Raw genomic sequence first — 17,819 nt, 5'->3', positions numbered from 1 at the left:
TTTATAAATGATTTGCTTTCATCTTTAATTCATTTAGTAGCTGCATTGCCTGAAGAGGCGTCATATTCATGACATCGACTGACTTTACAGCCTCAATAATCCCCATGACCTTCGGATCGACACGATCAGAATCCCTTGCCGTACTTTCCGATTCTACGGAAGAAGACTTTGTGGACTGGGATTCTTCATCACCAAATATGGATAGCTGTACAACAGCATTGTCGTTCTGCAGTTGTGTAGAAATATCCTTGCCTTGATCCAATCCTTCCTCATCACGACCCGAATCACGATTCGTTATAGTGTCATACACCAAAGCTTTTTCTCTGGTGAATGCATCTGCTTCCGGATTCATGGCTTGCTTTTCAGACGAATGAATTACTTCCCCAGTAACTGCGACGTAAGACGCCTGCTCAAGCCCTTGAAGCAATCCATAGGCCCTCTCCGTGATGCTGCTAGGAAGTCCAGCCAAACGGGCACAGTAAATGCCGTAGCTACTATCCGCCGCACCTGGAATGAGTTTTCTCAAAAAATGAACCTTGTCACCGCTCTCTTGCACGGCCATCGAGTAATTCTTAAGACCCGTTAAGCTGTCCTGCAGATGGGCAAGTTCGTGAAAGTGAGTCGAGACAAGTGCTTTACAACCAATATGATCATGAACGTATTCAATCACTGCTTGCGCGATTGCCATTCCTTCACTTGTTGAAGTTCCCCGTCCTAATTCATCAATAATAATCAGACTTCGCGGTGTCGCTTTTTCCGTCATGACCTGAATATCTGCCATCTCCACCATAAACGTACTCTGCCCACCAATCAAATCATCAGCAGCGCCGATCCGGGTAAAGATCCGATCAACGAGCGGCAGTGAAGCCATTTCAGCTGGAACGAAACATCCGATCTGAGCCAAAATAGACACCAGAGCCACCTGACGCATATAGGTACTCTTACCAGCCATATTCGGTCCGGTAATGAGCAGAATCGATGAGCCGTCCTTCTTAAGCTCCGTACCATTCGCTATAAAGGACGTATCCTTCATGACAGCCTCTACAACCGGATGTCGTCCACCTTCTACGATCAGATCATAACCTTCACTCAGCTCTGGCTTGACGAAACGATGCTCTGCACTTACAGCAGCCAATGATTGATAAACATCAATCTCTGCAATCTTCTCAGCAAGCTTCTGTAGTCTAGAAATCTGTGTATTCAGTTGATCACGCAGCTCTGTAAACAGCGCATATTCGAGGTCAACCATCTTTTCCTGCGCCTCAAGAATAAGTCCTTCCTTCTCTTTCAGCTCTGGAGTAACATATCTTTCCGCGTTGGCTAGCGTCTGTTTGCGTTCATATCTGCCCTCAGGCAGGGAAGCGATATTCGATTTCGTAATTTCAATATAATAACCAAATACCTTGTTGTAGCCAATCTTCAAAGATTTGATTCCTGTTACGCTACGCTCTCTTGCTTCCAGCTCTGCAATCCACCGCTTACCATTCGTACTTGCTTCTCTCAGTTCGTCAAGTCGTTCATGGTATCCCGGCTTAATAATCCCTCCATCACGTACCGATACAGGTGGTTCATCCACAATAGATTCTTCAATCAGTGCACACAGATCATCACACACATCTGTAGCATCCGCCAGCTTCTGAAGCGTTTCAGAGCCAGATTCAGCACATAGACTCTTTAACATCGGAACTTGACGCAAGGATAGCTTCAAAGCGTTCAAATCCCGACCGTTTGCACTACCAAATGCAATCCTTGCGACCAATCGTTCCAGATCATAAATCTCTTTAAGAGCCATCCGCAAATCTTCGCGGAGTATATACTGGTTATACAGATGGTCCACAGCTTCAAGACGCTCTTCAATGCGGCTACGCTGTAGAAGGGGTTTATCGATGCGTCGTCTCATTAAACGAGCACCCATTGATGTTTCTGTCCGGTCCAACAGCCATAGTAGAGATCCTTTCTTGGAACGTTCTCGAACGGTTTCCACCAATTCCAGGTTCCGGCGTGTAAATGGATCTAGAACCATGTACTGACCTGGTTCATACGAAGAAATCTGTGTAAGTTGACCAAGCGAACGCTTTTGGGTCTCGCTTAAGTAGCCGATTAACAGAGATACACACGCTCTTCTTTCTTCGTCTAACCGAGCCCACACCGCTTCCCCAAACTGTGATCGAACTAAATTATCATCCCGTCTTTCCCAAGGTGTACGTACAATAGGACGACTAAAAGCCACTGTATGGGAGGAAACGATCTCCAGCAGATCTTCATCTCCAATAATTTCAGAGGGTTCATAGATACCAATCTCATCACGCAGCCACTCATGTGAAGCGGGAACGGAAGTTACATACAGTTCTCCTGTAGATAGATCACACGCCGCAAGAGCCATCAGGCCACCATGAGAAGTGATACATAACATATAGTTGTTAGACTTCTCATGAACCACTTTGCCATCCATGATCGTCCCTGGCGTGACGACACGAACGATCTCGCGCCGTACCATCCCTTTCGTAGCCGACGCATCTTCCATCTGTTCACATATGGCAACTTTATATCCTTTTTCAATCAGACGCTGAATATAGCCCTCTGCAGAGTGATAGGGCACACCGCACATCGGAATTTTCTCAGCACCGCCACCTTCACGACCGGTTAGCGTAATTTCTAGTTCTTTAGACGCAAGTACGGCGTCTTCAAAGAACATCTCATAAAAATCTCCCAAACGGAAAAAAAGAAACGCATCCTGCGCTTGTTCCTTAACACTTAAATATTGTTCAATCATAGGCGTATATTTTGCCATGAGTTACCTCCATGCCGTTTCTAGCTTGACCTCTATTATAACAGAAAACAAGAGAAGGTCACGGTACGGCCGGAATATTCCAAAGGGGACGGATATCACGACTCTCATCCCAATTCCGTCCTTCTTTGATCTGTTCAAATAAGCGATCAATAACTTTGCTGTATGTAAGATATTCAGGAAGACGTGTAAGATCTTGGTGTAGCTTCTCAGCAACTTCTCTGAGGACCTCCTTCATCCCTCCATAATATGCTTTATGGTACCTCTCTCGGTTTAGCGGTCTAGCACGTAATCTGTCATGGTGTAGCGCGATCAGATAAGCTATATAGAGCGATGCCTTCGAAATCAACGGAGATACCATGAAGCTTGGAAGTGTCCGATATTCGAAACCGCCGTAGGGTTGGATGCGAAAATCTCCAAGAAACCCGTACCGAGGACGTCGCCCTCGACCAGCAGGGTCTTCTACAATCGCTAAGGGAAGTGCTAAGTAATTATCTAGACATTGAAGAACAGACATCGTTAAGGGCACTCCGCTAAAGTGAATATGCCCACCTAATGGCAAACCAGGAGCTGGCAATCCACCGGCTCTCCACTGCAAGGATGTATCCGTAATGCACTGCTGCGCAGTATGCATAGCTGCTCGCATAGCCTTAAGAAGCCCATCCGGATCAGCATGCGGCGCTGGGCGAAGCTCCCCGAGAGGGTAGCTAACTTCATCACCTACACGCACAGCATCACTCCCAGCGATCCCATATCGATCTAGATACAGGGAAGCAGGAACGACGTCCCCTTCCTTATTTACCAGAATAAATTCCGGGTCCATCCCCATAAGTATCCGAGTCTCTTCGTCTTGCCCCTTAGAATCGACCAGCTTACTGTTTAGTAATGGCGGATTCATCTTCCTTGGTATGATTTCATTCACCGCATAACGCCGGCCAGGAAGAGCTATGATCTCGACCTCCCCAACATCTGTTCCTACGGTGTACAGTGCTCGAATAGCCGCCTTTTCCATTCTTCTAAACAGTCCGTCTTCATGACCACTTGATAGAACTCCGCCTATGCTTAAACCACCACTTTTCGAACCTCGAATAGACGGCGTCACAATCGTTGAACACAGTCCATTGACCCTAATACGGTATCTTGCATTGAATCTTTCCCTATTGCTTCTCTGGCTGTGAAGAATTCGACTAGGCACACCCGAGCGTATTAAACGTGCATTCATGGTTTCTGGAGAGATCCATTCGCTTGAATATAATTCTGTGAGGTCATCAAGCATTCTTGCCACATTTAAACCCTCCCTAAGAAAAGATTAAAATAAAAAAAGAGGGCGTTTGCCCTCTGCAAAGCCGCCCCCACTGCATATGCTGTACTATGTTGCCGGGTAGGGAAGGCTTACAGCTCATCCTCCAGCTCATCAAAGTCGAGGTCCTCGTAATCACCGTCTTCCCCGCCGCCGACGAATTCAAATTCTTTGTCCTCATAATCCCCATGATGAAGTCCGCATACCTTCACATTGACCTTCGTCTCAGCAATAAGCTCTACGGAGTACTCACGCTCAACGCGCAAGAGAACACTTTTGCCATTAGAAGAGACGCTTGCTTCCACACAGCTCGGTTCCTGAGTCGCTTCCGCGGACACTTCTACCGTAGAGGCACGATGTTTGGGATCCAAGTAAGATAAAGGTACACGCTCTACATAAGTTACCGTTTCTTTTGCCACATCGGTCTGTGAATTTTTGTCATAGGAATACCAGATGTTAACATCGTAAGTACCAATAACTTCAATTCCGTCGCCGGCGGCAACCGCCTCATATTGATGGTTTATAATCCAGGCCCCCAAAATGCTGGTTGGATTATTGGGCGGAGTCACGGTATGTGTTACGGTAGAGAACTTACGACCCTTGCCGCAGATCGCCTTCGTAATGATCTCTCTACATTGGTGTTTACTACTCAATGACATCTTCGAACCTCCTCCATACAATCATTCCATACATGTGTATGCAGGAGATGGGCGAATGTTGAATGAAGTGGTCCAAATAAATTCATATGATGCTAAAAATAGCAGAAAAAGATTATAAAAGTGAGAAAACAGGACTGTTTCTTCTCCCTAATCTGGTGGACACGAGTCAAAGGTCCAAGCTATTCGCACATCATCATATTGCATTACTTCAATATATGGGCATCAATGCATCATTAATTCTTGCCTTAACACAGTCTTGAAAACAAATTTGAGGAGATGAGCCATTCTCTATTATCTTATCCCTTATCTTTCAAGCGATTCGGATTAGTCTTGCTTGTCGGTGCTTTATTCTTCTTAGAAATTTTCAAGAAATACTCTAGTTCACGGCACAACTGTAGAATCGCAGAGCGCAATTCAAATTCTTCTCTTGTATGCGGTAGATCCATATCTTTGAATATCACTTCTAACTCATTCAAAAGTTTCTCTGTCTTCCCGGTATATTGTTCGGTGACAACATCCTTACTCATCTGATCGAACAACTTCGCTGTAAGTTCCCCATGTGTCAGTCTCTCATAGACCTGGGAGATCAGATGCATCATCGCCTGAATGTTTTCGAGCTGTTCTTTTCGCATATAGAAGTATACATTCCAAGCGACATCGGGTTGCAGCATCTGATTCTCCAAGAGACGATTACTTTCTTGAAGTCCTCGCTCTACGGCCTGATTCGCTTCGATCAGTTCCTTACCGTCCCATATATGATTCGGATCGCGAAGCGTCTGCGAAATATGATTGAATATGACAGAGAATAGCCCGTCCACTTCACGACGGATCTCCATCAGACGACCCTCACTTTTAGGCATGTACGCCATATTCACTAACATCGCTGAACCAAGTCCAATCAACAATAACTCCACTTGTGTAAGGAAAATATCCACACTAAGCTCTTCTGAACCGAACACACGAAATACAACGACAGAACTCGTAACAATACCTTCTTTAAAGTTAGCCTTTGCGATCAGAGGGAAACCAAGAAGGATATATAAAGCAAGCACCCAATAATGAAAGCCAAAGAAATAGAACAGAACGGACGCCAGAATCAACCCGAGAATAGATGCAAAAAAACGCGCCGATACAGAGCGCAGACTGCGCTTTCGCGTCACATCTACGCCCAAGATCGCCAGCAAACCGGCTGATGTTGCTCCCGGAATGTTTAATGCATCGGTAACCAAAATAGCAAGCATCGTTGCTACTGCTGTCTTGATAATACGAAATCCCATGAGCAACCCTCTCTTGTCTTTATCGTATTCTCATGGTATCCGATTTTCATTATCCAAACAACCTGAGCACCTACCAGGGTCCGAGTAAGTTAAAACACTCAACTTTATATCTAACGATGCTTCAACAACTTCTTCTCAATATAAACAACCATCTGATACATAGCCGTAGCTACAACAGCGATAATTAGCAAGCTAGAGAGGACTAGCGTAAAGTTAAATACTTGAAATCCGTACATAATCAAATATCCTAAACCGGATTTTGCTACGAGAAATTCACCAACGATAACACCCACCCACGCCATACCAACATTCACCTTCAAAGTCGATACGATTGCTGGAAAAGAGGCTGGAAGAATAACTCGCTTAAAAACTTGAGCTTTCGTACCCCCAAATGTTCGTACAACCTTGATCAGATTAGAATCAACCTCTGAAAAACTGTTGTAAACAACTAGCGTAGTTACAATAACGGTTATAGATAGCGTTGTGACCACGATTGCTGTAAATCCGGCTCCGAACATTACGATAAATATCGGGCCTAAAGCGACCTTAGGCATACTGTTAAATACAACCATATACGGATCCAGCACCCGATTCAGAAAAGGTGACCACCAGATCAAAACAGCAAGCGCTGTTCCTAACAACGTTCCTAACAAAAATCCAACCGCTGTCTCCCCAACGGTGACCCCTATGTGCCCCCACAACTCTCCCGTGATCATATCATCCCAAATGTTCACAAAGATTTTAGTTGGGTAACTGAACAGCAGTACATCAATCCACTTCGAACGACCAGCCAGTTCCCAAAAGGCAAAAAACAAAACTAATAGCGCAGTCTGAACCAAAATTACACGATGCTTGATTTTGCGTTTATGGCGCATATGACGGGCATGTATGCTTTCGAGCCAGCCGGAATCCAAGGAATTCGAGCTGGTATGAATCGAATCAGAATCAGTCATATCGCTTCACTCCTTACCTCCTATGGATTCCATCTCGCTCCATATTTCATGGAATAACTCATTAAATCCAGGTTCCTTACGAGCATAAAAAGGTTGCGAACGCCGAATATGCTCCGGCACCTCGAATGTCCGGTGAACCCTACCTGGGTTTCTGTTTAACAAAATGACTTTATCACTCATTGCAATGGCCTCAGACAAGTCATGCGTAACTAGAATAGCTGTCTTATTCCGCTCACGAAGCGTCTCTACAATGAGATCTTCAAGTTGAAGTTTAGTCTGATAATCCAATGCTGAAAAAGGTTCATCGAGCAGTAATAATTCAGGATCTGTAGCGAGTGTGCGAACAAGCGCGACGCGTTGGCGCATACCACCAGACAACTGCGGCGGGTATAACCTACTGCTTGCTGCAAGCCCCATTTCTTTAAGAAGCTCGGCTGTATGGTTCTTCGTCTGTTCCGTCAATCTGCCTGTCAGTTCTAAACCAATTAGTGTATTGTCCATGATCGTCCGCCATGGAAATAGATAATCCTGCTGCAGCATATAGCCCACTTCAGGAGAAGGTCCATTCACCAGATGACCCTTTACTTTGGCTTCCCCCTGTGAAGGCTTGAGAAGTCCAGCTATGATGGACAGAATCGTTGTTTTGCCGCAGCCGCTTGGTCCCACTAGACTAACGAACTCACCTTTATCCACCTTAAATTGAATCCCTTCAACAGAAAGAAGGGCTTCCCGGTCGGTCACGTAAACATGTGCGATGTTCCGAAGTTCAACCACCGGTATCATGTCGCTCTCTCCCTTCATGGTCGAAATGGATGTTTGCCTATTATTTTCCGGATTGCTTCGCTTTCTCTGCATAACTGTTATCAACGATCTTATCTCGGGATACTCGTTCCTTCAGCTCGCCAGCTTGATCCATCACATCCAGCAGATTGTTCCATTCCTGTTCATCCAGTATGGGATCGGTTGCATATGTCCCTTGCTCTTTATATCGCTTAACTGAAGACACCACGATATCCCGCTCCGTATCTTTAAAATAAGGAATAATCACATCTGCAATTTCTTCAGCGCTATGTGAATCCACCCATTGTTGTGCTTTATAAAGCGCATTCGTAAATTTCTGCACCGTTTCCTTATTCTTGCTAATGTAACTCTGTTTAGTCATAAATACGGTGTAAGGCAAATGTCCACTTTCAACCCCGAAAGAAGCGACAACCTTCCCCTTGCCTTCTTTTTCAAAAATAGATGCCTGTGGTTCAAACAACTGCACAAATTGCCCTGTCCCTGAGGCGAATGCAGAAGCAATGTTCGCAAAATCGATATTCTGAATTAATTCCAGATCCGTTCTAGGATCAATACCTTTGTTACGCAGTGTGAATTCACCTGCCATCTGTGGCATACCACCCTTACGTTGCCCAAGAAAAATACTATCTTTTAACATGTTCCAATCAAATTCTCCGTCAAGATCACGAGCCATAAGGAAAGTTCCATCCGTTTGGGTTAACTGACCAAAGTTTATGACTGGATCATCCGTTCCCTGTTGATACACGTATATCGACGTCTCCGAGCCTACCAATGCTACATCAATCGCGCCGGAGAGTAAGGCTGTCATCGTCTTATCTCCGCCGAAGGTCGTCTGAAGCTCTACATCAAGCCCCTCTTCCTTAAAAAATCCCTGTTCAATTGCCACATACTGAGGCGCGTAAAAAATAGAACGTGTCACCTCACCGATCTTCACCTTTGTCCCTGATCCGCCACCACCACAACCCGCTAACGCCATCCCGCATACAATCAGAATCGTTAACATCATGCCAAACCATCTTTTGTGCATTCTTCAAAGCCTCCATTCCATTAACCACACTTTTCCTTTCAGCATATGCACAGGGACTGTGAATGGTTAAGCGCCTGTATTACCAATAAAAAACAGCCACCCCTAAATCGGAGCAGCTGTCCTTATGAAAGAACATATTTTTCTTTATAGCTTATAAATCTCTTTATACTTCGTCTCCAAGTAATCCGCTAGATAATCTGGATTTAGCTCTTCTCCGGTCACTCGAAGGATAATCTCGGCCGGTGTCTCACTTTTACCGTACTTATGGATTTTCTCAGTTAACCATTCCTTGATAGGTTTAAGGTTGCCCTCTTCAATCATGCTATCCAAATCTGGAATCTCTTTACGCATGGTGTGCATAAATTGAGCAGCGTACATATTGCCTAGTGAGTAGGAGGCGAAATATCCAAAATCTCCTCCTGACCAGTGAACATCCTGTAACACACCTAATCCATCACTCGGCGGCATAATGCCTAAATATTCCTTGTATTTTCTATTCCACACTTCTGGAAGATCCTTTACAGATAGACCCTCGTTAAACAGCATCTTCTCAATTTCATATCGGATAATGATATGGAGGTTATACGTTAATTCATCGGATTCGATCCGTATGAGTGAATTTTCTACTTTGTTAATCGCACAGTAGAATTCCTCCACCTCAACGGAGCTGAACTGATCTGGAAAATGCTGCTGCAGATCACGGAAGTAGCGGTTCCAGAATGGACGACTGCGTCCGATCATATTTTCCCAAAGACGGGACTGAGATTCATGAATTCCCATGGAGGTACCTGTCGCAAGAAGCGTACCTTCTAGTTCTTTATCAATGTTCTGCTCGTAAAGTGCGTGCCCACCTTCATGTAAACAACTGAACATAGCACTGGTGACATCGTCTTGAAGGTAATTGGTTGTAATTCGAACATCCCCAATGTTAAGTCCCGTGCAGAAAGGGTGAACACTCTCGTCCATACGACCTGCTTCAAAGTCATAACCCATCTGTTCCAAAATAAACAGTCCGAATTTCTCCTGCTGCTCATCTGCAAACAATTGGTCCAGAAATCCAGTTTCCGGTTTATTTGGCGAATCCAAAATTGACTTCACAAGTGGAACCAGACGGGCACGTAATCGATCAAATACTTCATCGACCTTCTGTACAGTTAAATCAGGTTCGTACATATCTAGAAGCGTATCATAACGCGTTTCTTTTACGCCCCAATAATCAATAAACTCCTGCTTGAATGCAACAATCTTGGATAGGAACGGCTCGAAACCAGCAAAATCACTATTCTCTTTGGCATCTTCCCATTTCGATTCAGCATGAGCTGCAAGCACTGTATATTCTTTAAACTTTTGCTCGGGTATTAACTTGCTGCGGTTATATTCCTTGCGACACTCTTCGACCATACGTCGTTTCGTCTCATCTAGCTGCTGTTCGATGTCCGGTTGAGCAAAAAAATCTAACAATTCGCCCATTTCTGCAGATGTTTGAAGTTTAAAAGCTTCAGTAGAAAGCATACCTATGGTTTCAGAACGAGCTTCTACTCCCTTACGCGGAGCTCCTGTTCGCAGATCCCAATGTAATAAACCAACGGCTTCTGAGTAACTTATTATTTTGCGCATCAATTGTTGTAATTGTTCCCAGCGCTCTGTAAACTGTGCATTCATTATGGGGCCACCTGCTTTCAAATATGTAGTTTTTGTATTATCAACATTTTTCAAAATTCGATATCAGTCGATCTCCGGCACAATATATAGAAGAGTAGTCATAATTGACTCAATATATTGTCGATTGAACAACCCTGATTCATTTTGTAAAATGCTCACTATTGATGATACTTTTTAGAAGGTTTATAATCAACTTTTAAGTAGAGATTTTAAATTTGTACATAATTAAAGGAGTGTCTAAGAGCCATGAACATTGAACTGACCGTAGATGCGGAAAGGAAGCTGAAGGAACAGATCGGTGAAACGCCGGGCAGTGTTAGGCTTATATATGACACTGAAGGATGCGGCTGTGCTGTAAACGGGATACCGGGATTACAAATCATTAACGAAATGGATCCCGATGATGTTGTCGTCATGACTGGCGACTCCATTCCATTCGTCATCAACCGTAGGCAAGAGGTTTTTTTCGAAGATTTTATGAAATTAGATGTTCTTCCGGGGCTAAGCTCTTTTCGATTAGATAGCCGTAATCAGAGCTATGGAACAAACATCCAACTGGTAGATACCAGACCATAACATTATTGCAATACTATATATTTATATACTAGGAGGAACTATCTAATGTCACATGTTAGCGAAATTATGGAACATAACCACACTTTTGTCGAGAACAAAGAGTACGAAGCGTACCGCACTAGTAAATTCCCAAATAAGAAAACCATTATCATTACTTGTATGGATACAAGACTCGTAGAATTGCTGCCTAAAGCTATGAACTTTAAGAATGGTGATGTAAAAGTCATTAAAAACGCGGGTGGAATTATCTCTCAACCATTCGGCTCCGTTATGCGGAGTGTACTCGTTGCCATATACGAACTAAGTGCTGATGAAGTTATTGTCGTGGGACACCATGAATGCGGCATGGCATCCTTGAATGCGGATCACATGATCCAAGAAATGATTGAACGAGGCGTTTCCGAGCAGGTAATGTCAACCCTTGAAAACTCTGGCATTAAGCTAACCAAGTGGTTGCGTGGTTTCGATAACGTTACGGCTGCTGTTGAGCATACAGTTGGTGTCATTAAAAAACACCCGCTTCTACCGCCAAACATTCCTGTACATGGTATGGTCATTGACCCAACCACCGGAGCACTAGATCTGGTTGTTGAAGGTTACAATAAATAACAGAAAATTGTCATTGATTGTTCACAAAAAAGCATGGGCTGTTCATCAGCTTATGCTTTTTTTGTTGCTCCTCCGGCTTCAGGTTGTCAAACCATACAGTTTCAGTGTACACTTTGAACAAACGGACCAGCTTAGGGTGAGAATTTACATCCTAGGTTCCGCGATTATGTTTCAAAGGGAGTTATGTACATGAACACGTTGTCATATGGCCTGCTGGGTCTACTCGCGCGTAGAGAATCATCTGGTTATGAGTTAATGCTCCGTATCCAACCTTTTTGGCAAGCAAAGCACAGTCAGATTTATCCACTTCTAGCTCGCATGGAGGATAAACAGCTCCTTAGCTCTCGCTGGGTTCAACAAAGCGATAAACCTGACAAGAAGATTTATGTCATCACTGAGTCTGGTATGCAGAAACTACGCGATTGGATGCATCTTCCGATTGCACCGTCTGTTACAAAAGACGAGTTGTCATTGCGCACTTTTTGCCTATGGTTAACTGATATTGGTATTGCGTTTGACATTTACGAGGAACGTCGCAGCATCTATCTAGAGAAAAAACAGTACTACGAAGGGATTATACAGAAAATCCCCGAGGACCAATGTCATTTCGGCAGCAAGGAATTCAGCAACTTCATCCTCGCTTCCAAAGGCATAATGATGGCTGAAACGGAACTGAAATGGTGTGACTGGGTTCTGAAACTTCTGAAACAGCACAAAATGCAGACAACCAGTTCATGATTCATTATTTTTTTTGAAACCATAACGTGAGATTGTCCGTATTACTCATTATGACTTAAATTCTAATTTTACTGGGAGGTTCAACAGAACACGATGAAAAAAGTACTTGCAATTTTTGTGGCGCTTACTATGTTCCTGATGGTAATTGCTCCAGACTCCGTTGATGCTAGAAGAGGTGGCGGTGGTTTTAAGTCCTCACCTAAAACTTACAACTCTACTCCTAAAAAAGCAGACAACAATGTTCAATCGTCTTCGAATAAGTCCAACACATCGGGTACCGCTGGTGCAGCTAAGAAGCCAGGATTTTTCAGTGGCGGTAGCTTGATGAAAGGTCTTATGATTGGTGGTATTGCAGGTATGCTGTTCGGCGGAATGTTTGCTGGCATGGGTATGCTTGGTAACATCATGGGTCTTCTCATTAACCTGATTGCAGTTTGGGTTCTTATTATGGTCGTGATGGCTGTTGTACGCGCAGTTAAAAATCGTCGTCGTCAGAACGATCGCCGTGACGATCGGTACTAATCTATGATTCTGACGATGGATGAAATCATCAATGCGGTATGCTTGCATCAAGCTGAACGCAAAGGTGTAAAACCTACAGATGTTACGGTTGAACTGAGCTGGGAAGAAGATACTGGTTTTACCGCTGAGGTCTGGGTTAACAGCCGAAGCCAGTATTTGATCGAATCGAATCTGATTGAAGCGATACTCCGTTACTTGTACTCTGAATATGATATTCGGACATACAGTGACAAGGTAAAGCTTGATCTAGAAGATGAGATCATCGCAATAGTAGAACAATAAACTGCACGGTAGAATATAAGAAGGGGCAGTCTAGGTCAATTGACTTGGACTGCCCCTTTATTCGCTCCCTTATTATCATTTTGTCGAGAATTGCTCATACAGGCATCTCTCCTTTCTATTCCTAATATAGATTAGGAAGAAGTCGAAGGGCGGGATTCATATGAATACGATGGATGGTCAAGATCATTGGGCAATTTTTTTAGCGGCAATCTGCGGTCAGACCTATGACCAATTTTTGAGCGTTGATGGCTCTTTCATTGTTCCATTCAACTTTCAGCTCCACTATACGATTGAAGCAAAGTCCATTAATAATGTGTGGGAGCGATTCGGATATATTTTGGAATCACCAGAGCAGATTATTATTGCCTTTCGAGGAACTAGCACAACTATTGATTGGGTATCTGACATGATTGCCTCACAGAAGAGATTCAATTATATACCGCAAGACACCTTCACCCACAGAGGATTTACAGATATTTACGCTTCGGCACGACTCGGGATTATTGCAGCTCTCTCAAGGATGTCAACTGACAAATCTCTATTCATAACGGGTCACAGCCTAGGCGCGGCTTTAGCGACTTTATGTGCTATAGATATAGCAGTAAACACACCATACACCTCACCTCATCTATATACCTATGGGTCCCCACGTGTCGGTGATCCCGCCTTCTCGAATGTCTTCAAACAATATGTACAGAACACCTATCGTTACGCTAATATTCTTGACATCGTGACCCACGCTCCCCCATCCATCTACAAACTTCCTAGACGCGAGAAGAAATATTACTACCAACATGTCCAAACCTTATCATCACTGACTTTCGCCAATGGATCTATCAGTGCTAATCACATCATTAGTAGCTATTTCAAGGAACTCTCCAAACGTGAACCCCAGTTTACAGAATCTCTATGCTTAGCGAACCCGGGCTTCTGTCCGGTCAATGTAACGAAATGAAAAGTAAACAACGGTATGCACACAAGCATTGCTGATTTCTATCTAATGATTATAATATGAGTAACCCACCTCATCTGGAATGATAAAGAGAGGAGATTCCCCCTTGTTCCCAAATGAAGAGCATATTTATGATTTTGCCTTTACTCAAGCTTCGATTGGTATGGCTCTTATCTCATTCGATGGATTCCTCATTAAGATAAATACAGCACTATGTGATCTCCTGGGAACTCATATGGAAGAATTAACTTCACCTTCCCGAATACCTCAAGAAGCTCAATTTCTCATCCATCACATCGTCCAACACGGAATTCCACTTCAGACTAAGGTACTGGAAAAGTTGCTATTAGAGCAGTATTATAACCATCCGTTGGGATATCGCTTATCTCTAGGAATTAGCATTTCAATCATTCGCGATCATCATAATTTACCTCTCTATTATTTTGCACAATTTGAGAACAAGACGATGATAAGACAAATGGAGACGCAGTTTCATTTTACGAAGACCAATCTTCATGAGAAAGAGGACTCATTCCAGCAACTTTTAGAGAGATTACCTCTAGCTGTGCTCATTACTGATCATGGGGTCATTCAGTATGTAAATCCTTCTGGTCTTCAACTACTTCAGGCTGAATGTGTGGATGAATTAATTGGAATGTCTACGAACAGTATTGTCGACGTTTCCAATCACGATAGGCTTTCTGAACGTAGAAAAAAATACTATTCTCATAAATCGGTAGGTTCAGTTATATATTTGATCCACTGCTTAAATGGACAACAGAAATATGTGGAAGGATTCTCAATCCCCATCACACTTAATGGAAAGAGAGCAATCCTGGGTGTTTTCAAAGATATCTCTGCGCAAACGATCGAGGGTGAAAGACTCATGCAATCCGAAAAATTGTCTACAGCTGGGCAGTTGGCCGCCGGTATAGCGCACGAGATCCGAAATCCGTTAACCGCGATTAATGGATTTATGAAACTTCTTCGTTCTACGGAGCACAAAAAAGAACATTATTTCTCGATTATAGAGTCCGAATTGAAACGGATTGAGTTTATCGTCAATGAGTTACTAGTATTATCTAAGCCACAAGCTGTTCATCATAGTAAACCTATGAATCTCATACTTATCATCGAACAGGTAATCACCTTCATGAGCGGACAAGCTTCTATGAGAAATATAGAGATTCTTCCGAGCTTCACCGAACAATCCATTTGGATTAATGGAGAAGCCAATCAGTTGAAGCAAGTATTTATTAATTTACTCAAAAATGCTATTGAAGCCATGAACCAAGGAGGCACAATACATATTTATGTCTTTACATGTAATAATGAAGTTCGGGTTAATGTTCAGGATGAAGGTTGTGGTATGACAGAAGAACAGATCAAAGCGTTGGGACAACCCTTTTTCACAACAAAAGAAACAGGGACTGGCCTAGGTTTTATGATTACGCACAATATTATACATAATCATGGCGGAGCCATATCCATCGTTAGTGAGCCAGAGCAAGGCACAACGTTCACCGTTACAATACCTACAATTATAGAGCCAGAGGAAACCATTAAGTAATTGAGAATACTTATATTTATAGATATCATAAAAAAAAAACGACTCTCCTTTAAAAACAAAATGGAGCGTCGTTTTAATGACCAGATCTTAAATCCGATTATATTATCGCCATTAAGATCTGCGATTTATTTTCTTTGTATAAAGGATTAGGCATTTAGATCAGTAATAGCAGGAACATGGATTTCTTTGACACAAGCAGCCTTGGATAGACTAACCACACACTTTACAAGAGCTACGATATCTTGAACGGGAATTCGTGTGCCGTTATATTTCGAGATGGCTTTATCGGCTCCTTCTTCAAACGGTATCTCTGCAGCTAACTCTCCAGGGTTTATACAAGTTACAGCAATACCATCTTTCCGCACATGCTCCCGCAAAGCACTTGCTATACCACGCAATCCGTATTTTGAAGCAACAAACGATACCTGATCGTTATTCGTGTGATCTAATCCAGCCGTTGATCCGATCAAAATGATCTTTCCGGCTTCAGATTGTCTTAGATTCGGCAATAGAGCCTGAATACAAGTAATCGTTGCGGTTATATTCACATGAATGATGTTAGCTATGTCAGCTGGGGCATCATTATCGAAATTATAATGATCTTCAAATCCTTCTTTTTCCCAAATACCCACATTATAAATAAGTACATCCAGCGTCTCTTCTCGAAGTGAATCTATGATAATGCTGGCAGCATCCTCTTTAGACAAATCAGCTTGAATCCATGTTCTATAGATTCCATCATCTAAATCCAAGTTATCTGGACGTCTTCTAGAAATCACCCAAACGTGGTCCCCCTTATCTGGAAGTCCCCTGACAAAGGCATCTCCTAATCCTTGACTAGCTCCAAATACAATATATTTTTTCATCTCAATCTCCTCATCGCTCCATCAAGAAGCCGAAGCTATCGTCAAGCGTATTGTGGAATAGAAACTGCATTCTTATCTACTGCTACAGAATCACTAGTTGTTGTCTTTAATATTTGCGTTAACGCTAGACTGGCAGAATTCTGCTGCTTGCACGCCCCAGCCTTCTCTCTCATCTGTCTCAGTAACTCCGGTTGCTGAACCATTTCATTCAACTGAGATGGTAATCCTTCTACCTCGCAACGCTTTGCAACTCCTTTTTGAATCAGATAAGCTGCATTGTCCCGTTCTTGGCCAAGCTGTGGTTCGAATAGTAACATCGGTAGCTGCTGTGCAAGTGCCTCCGAAGTGGTCAATCCACCTGGCTTTGTGATCAACAAATCCGAAACAGCCATCCATTCGTTAATCCCTTCGACAAACCCCTGCAATAGAACATTGTGCTTGTCGTGTAAAGATTCGTGCATTCTATGCATTAGTTTCACATTACGTCCACAGATGATAACGAATTGTACTTGTGACAGATGCTCCGATTGTAATTGTTCCATAAAGGTATCATCTATCATCCCCCAGCCACCTCCCATCACCAATACAACAAACGATGATGGATCAACGCCCAATTTCTCACGCAAACGTTGTTTGTTACTAACCTGAGTATGAAATGGGCGAACAGGGATGCCTGTTATTGAGATTTTTGTATCTGAAATGCCTTTCCTTATCAGTGCCGATTGAACTTCTTCTGAACCAACGAGATATAGGTCGGTATTAGGATGAATCCAGTAACTGTGATCCGAATGATCCGTAATTACCGTCACTGAACGTAGATTCGTCAATCCCTTCTCCTTGAGCATTGAAATAGCTGCTGAAGCCGGTGGGAATGTACTTACAAGCACGGATGGTTTCACATCCTGAATTAACTTACACAATCGTTGTAAACTGGATGTACGAAACTGTTTTAACAGATATGTAAGCGGGTTGTCCGCACGAGTTTTTTGATATAAGTACCCGTATAGTGAAGGAAAATGCTTCACCCACTGCTTAAAACAATAGCGTTCAATCACATGCATACGGGGATGAATCCAAGCCATAAGGTCAACCACTTTCACCGTTACATTCGGTTTATATAAAGACGAAGCTTCAACAATCGCTTTTGCCGCTTGCATATGCCCCTCACCAAGTGAACCAGATAAAATCAATATTTGTTCACGTTTGTAGCTTTCCACCATATTTCCTCCTTCGCGAT

Annotated in this window: 18 protein-coding genes; 8 read left to right on the top strand and 10 right to left on the bottom strand. The window is 43.1% G+C overall.

Annotated elements, in window-relative coordinates; all coding sequences use genetic code 11:
• Window position 1: 1 nt before the first annotated feature.
• From mutS to ACK8P5_RS11090, 3 genes are all read right to left on the bottom strand, one after another.
• Window positions 2-2,791, bottom strand: coding sequence for a DNA mismatch repair protein MutS (gene mutS, locus ACK8P5_RS11100; RefSeq protein WP_422660990.1), 2,790 nt, complete (start codon window positions 2,789-2,791; stop codon window positions 2-4).
• 58 nt (window positions 2,792-2,849) lie between these two features.
• Window positions 2,850-4,064: a putative amidoligase domain-containing protein gene (locus ACK8P5_RS11095; RefSeq protein ID WP_422661445.1), complete on the bottom strand. Its 1,215-nt coding sequence runs from the start codon at window positions 4,062-4,064 to the stop codon at window positions 2,850-2,852.
• A gap of 116 nt (window positions 4,065-4,180) precedes the next feature.
• The gene (locus tag ACK8P5_RS11090; protein ID WP_422660989.1) at window positions 4,181-4,747 is read right to left on the bottom strand and encodes an outer spore coat protein CotE; all 567 of its coding nucleotides are present in this window, start codon (window positions 4,745-4,747) and stop codon (window positions 4,181-4,183) included.
• An 89-nt stretch (window positions 4,748-4,836) separates the two neighbouring features.
• On the opposite strand from ACK8P5_RS11090, the gene ACK8P5_RS11085 reads away from it, so the two are divergent.
• Window positions 4,837-5,007 carry a hypothetical protein gene (locus ACK8P5_RS11085; RefSeq protein ID WP_422660988.1) on the top strand — a complete coding sequence of 57 codons (171 nt, stop codon included), beginning with the start codon at window positions 4,837-4,839 and terminating at the stop codon, window positions 5,005-5,007.
• 36 nt (window positions 5,008-5,043) lie between these two features.
• Here ACK8P5_RS11085 and ACK8P5_RS11080 read toward each other — a convergent pair whose 3' ends face one another.
• From ACK8P5_RS11080 to ACK8P5_RS11060, 5 genes are all read right to left on the bottom strand, one after another.
• A complete protein-coding gene (locus tag ACK8P5_RS11080; RefSeq protein ID WP_422660987.1) occupies window positions 5,044-6,024 on the bottom strand; it encodes an aromatic acid exporter family protein in 981 nt (326 codons plus the stop codon).
• Between the two features lie 110 nt (window positions 6,025-6,134).
• The gene (locus tag ACK8P5_RS11075) at window positions 6,135-6,899 is read right to left on the bottom strand and encodes an ABC transporter permease (RefSeq protein ID WP_422661444.1); all 765 of its coding nucleotides are present in this window, start codon (window positions 6,897-6,899) and stop codon (window positions 6,135-6,137) included.
• A gap of 84 nt (window positions 6,900-6,983) precedes the next feature.
• Window positions 6,984-7,760 (bottom strand): ABC transporter ATP-binding protein, encoded by a 777-nt coding sequence (locus ACK8P5_RS11070; protein ID WP_422661443.1) that lies wholly within the window; start codon window positions 7,758-7,760, stop codon window positions 6,984-6,986.
• A gap of 40 nt (window positions 7,761-7,800) precedes the next feature.
• A complete protein-coding gene (locus tag ACK8P5_RS11065) occupies window positions 7,801-8,805 on the bottom strand; it encodes an ABC transporter substrate-binding protein (RefSeq protein ID WP_422660986.1) in 1,005 nt (334 codons plus the stop codon).
• Window positions 8,806-8,949: 144 nt separating this feature from the next.
• Window positions 8,950-10,467, bottom strand: coding sequence for a carboxypeptidase M32 (locus ACK8P5_RS11060; protein WP_422660985.1), 1,518 nt, complete (start codon window positions 10,465-10,467; stop codon window positions 8,950-8,952).
• A 246-nt stretch (window positions 10,468-10,713) separates the two neighbouring features.
• Here ACK8P5_RS11060 and ACK8P5_RS11055 point away from each other — a divergent pair, with 246 nt between their 5' ends.
• The 7 genes from ACK8P5_RS11055 to ACK8P5_RS11025 all read left to right on the top strand — a co-directional run bounded on the left by ACK8P5_RS11055 (window position 10,714) and on the right by ACK8P5_RS11025 (window position 15,716).
• Window positions 10,714-11,043, top strand: coding sequence for an iron-sulfur cluster biosynthesis family protein (locus tag ACK8P5_RS11055; protein WP_422660984.1), 330 nt, complete (start codon window positions 10,714-10,716; stop codon window positions 11,041-11,043).
• Window positions 11,044-11,088: 45 nt separating this feature from the next.
• Window positions 11,089-11,652: a beta-class carbonic anhydrase gene (locus ACK8P5_RS11050; protein WP_422660983.1), complete on the top strand. Its 564-nt coding sequence runs from the start codon at window positions 11,089-11,091 to the stop codon at window positions 11,650-11,652.
• A gap of 189 nt (window positions 11,653-11,841) precedes the next feature.
• Window positions 11,842-12,390 (top strand): PadR family transcriptional regulator, encoded by a 549-nt coding sequence (locus tag ACK8P5_RS11045; RefSeq protein ID WP_422660982.1) that lies wholly within the window; start codon window positions 11,842-11,844, stop codon window positions 12,388-12,390.
• A gap of 93 nt (window positions 12,391-12,483) precedes the next feature.
• On the top strand, window positions 12,484-12,912 hold the full coding sequence (locus ACK8P5_RS11040) for a hypothetical protein (protein WP_422660981.1): 429 nt from the start codon (window positions 12,484-12,486) through the stop codon (window positions 12,910-12,912).
• A gap of 3 nt (window positions 12,913-12,915) precedes the next feature.
• Window positions 12,916-13,194, top strand: coding sequence for a YxcD family protein (locus ACK8P5_RS11035; protein WP_422660980.1), 279 nt, complete (start codon window positions 12,916-12,918; stop codon window positions 13,192-13,194).
• A 160-nt stretch (window positions 13,195-13,354) separates the two neighbouring features.
• On the top strand, window positions 13,355-14,149 hold the full coding sequence (locus tag ACK8P5_RS11030) for a lipase family protein (protein ID WP_422660979.1): 795 nt from the start codon (window positions 13,355-13,357) through the stop codon (window positions 14,147-14,149).
• Window positions 14,150-14,252: 103 nt separating this feature from the next.
• Window positions 14,253-15,716: an ATP-binding protein gene (locus ACK8P5_RS11025; protein WP_422660978.1), complete on the top strand. Its 1,464-nt coding sequence runs from the start codon at window positions 14,253-14,255 to the stop codon at window positions 15,714-15,716.
• 146 nt (window positions 15,717-15,862) lie between these two features.
• On the opposite strand, the gene ACK8P5_RS11020 is transcribed toward ACK8P5_RS11025, so the two are convergent.
• Complete coding sequence (locus ACK8P5_RS11020; protein WP_422660977.1) at window positions 15,863-16,582, bottom strand: SDR family NAD(P)-dependent oxidoreductase; 720 nt, start codon at window positions 16,580-16,582, stop codon at window positions 15,863-15,865.
• A gap of 41 nt (window positions 16,583-16,623) precedes the next feature.
• On the bottom strand, window positions 16,624-17,802 hold the full coding sequence (locus ACK8P5_RS11015) for an MGDG synthase family glycosyltransferase (RefSeq protein ID WP_422660976.1): 1,179 nt from the start codon (window positions 17,800-17,802) through the stop codon (window positions 16,624-16,626).
• Window positions 17,803-17,819: the final 17 nt, after the last annotated feature.

Origin of the sequence: Paenibacillus sp. EC2-1, from assembly GCF_049311625.1 — a bacterium.
GTDB lineage: Bacteria > Bacillota > Bacilli > Paenibacillales > Paenibacillaceae > Paenibacillus_AQ.
The sequence above is the reverse complement of the archived record's forward strand: the minus strand, read 5'-3'. Positions and strand labels throughout refer to the sequence as shown.

Excerpts from the sequence above, each read along its gene's own strand:
- mutS (WP_422660990.1), bottom strand. The coding sequence starts at position 2,791 with ATGGCAAAATATACGCCTATGATTGAACAATATTTAAGTGTTAAGGAA.
- ACK8P5_RS11095 (WP_422661445.1), bottom strand. The coding sequence starts at position 4,064 with ATGCTTGATGACCTCACAGAATTATATTCAAGCGAATGGATCTCTCCA.
- ACK8P5_RS11090 (WP_422660989.1), bottom strand. The coding sequence starts at position 4,747 with ATGTCATTGAGTAGTAAACACCAATGTAGAGAGATCATTACGAAGGCG.
- ACK8P5_RS11085 (WP_422660988.1), top strand. The coding sequence starts at position 4,837 with ATGCTAAAAATAGCAGAAAAAGATTATAAAAGTGAGAAAACAGGACTG.
- ACK8P5_RS11080 (WP_422660987.1), bottom strand. The coding sequence starts at position 6,024 with ATGGGATTTCGTATTATCAAGACAGCAGTAGCAACGATGCTTGCTATT.
- ACK8P5_RS11075 (WP_422661444.1), bottom strand. The coding sequence starts at position 6,899 with ATGCGCCATAAACGCAAAATCAAGCATCGTGTAATTTTGGTTCAGACT.
- ACK8P5_RS11070 (WP_422661443.1), bottom strand. The coding sequence starts at position 7,760 with ATGATACCGGTGGTTGAACTTCGGAACATCGCACATGTTTACGTGACC.
- ACK8P5_RS11065 (WP_422660986.1), bottom strand. The coding sequence starts at position 8,805 with ATGCACAAAAGATGGTTTGGCATGATGTTAACGATTCTGATTGTATGC.
- ACK8P5_RS11060 (WP_422660985.1), bottom strand. The coding sequence starts at position 10,467 with ATGAATGCACAGTTTACAGAGCGCTGGGAACAATTACAACAATTGATG.
- ACK8P5_RS11055 (WP_422660984.1), top strand. The coding sequence starts at position 10,714 with ATGAACATTGAACTGACCGTAGATGCGGAAAGGAAGCTGAAGGAACAG.
- ACK8P5_RS11050 (WP_422660983.1), top strand. The coding sequence starts at position 11,089 with ATGTCACATGTTAGCGAAATTATGGAACATAACCACACTTTTGTCGAG.
- ACK8P5_RS11045 (WP_422660982.1), top strand. The coding sequence starts at position 11,842 with ATGAACACGTTGTCATATGGCCTGCTGGGTCTACTCGCGCGTAGAGAA.
- ACK8P5_RS11040 (WP_422660981.1), top strand. The coding sequence starts at position 12,484 with ATGAAAAAAGTACTTGCAATTTTTGTGGCGCTTACTATGTTCCTGATG.
- ACK8P5_RS11035 (WP_422660980.1), top strand. The coding sequence starts at position 12,916 with ATGATTCTGACGATGGATGAAATCATCAATGCGGTATGCTTGCATCAA.
- ACK8P5_RS11030 (WP_422660979.1), top strand. The coding sequence starts at position 13,355 with ATGAATACGATGGATGGTCAAGATCATTGGGCAATTTTTTTAGCGGCA.
- ACK8P5_RS11020 (WP_422660977.1), bottom strand. The coding sequence starts at position 16,582 with ATGAAAAAATATATTGTATTTGGAGCTAGTCAAGGATTAGGAGATGCC.
- ACK8P5_RS11015 (WP_422660976.1), bottom strand. The coding sequence starts at position 17,802 with ATGGTGGAAAGCTACAAACGTGAACAAATATTGATTTTATCTGGTTCA.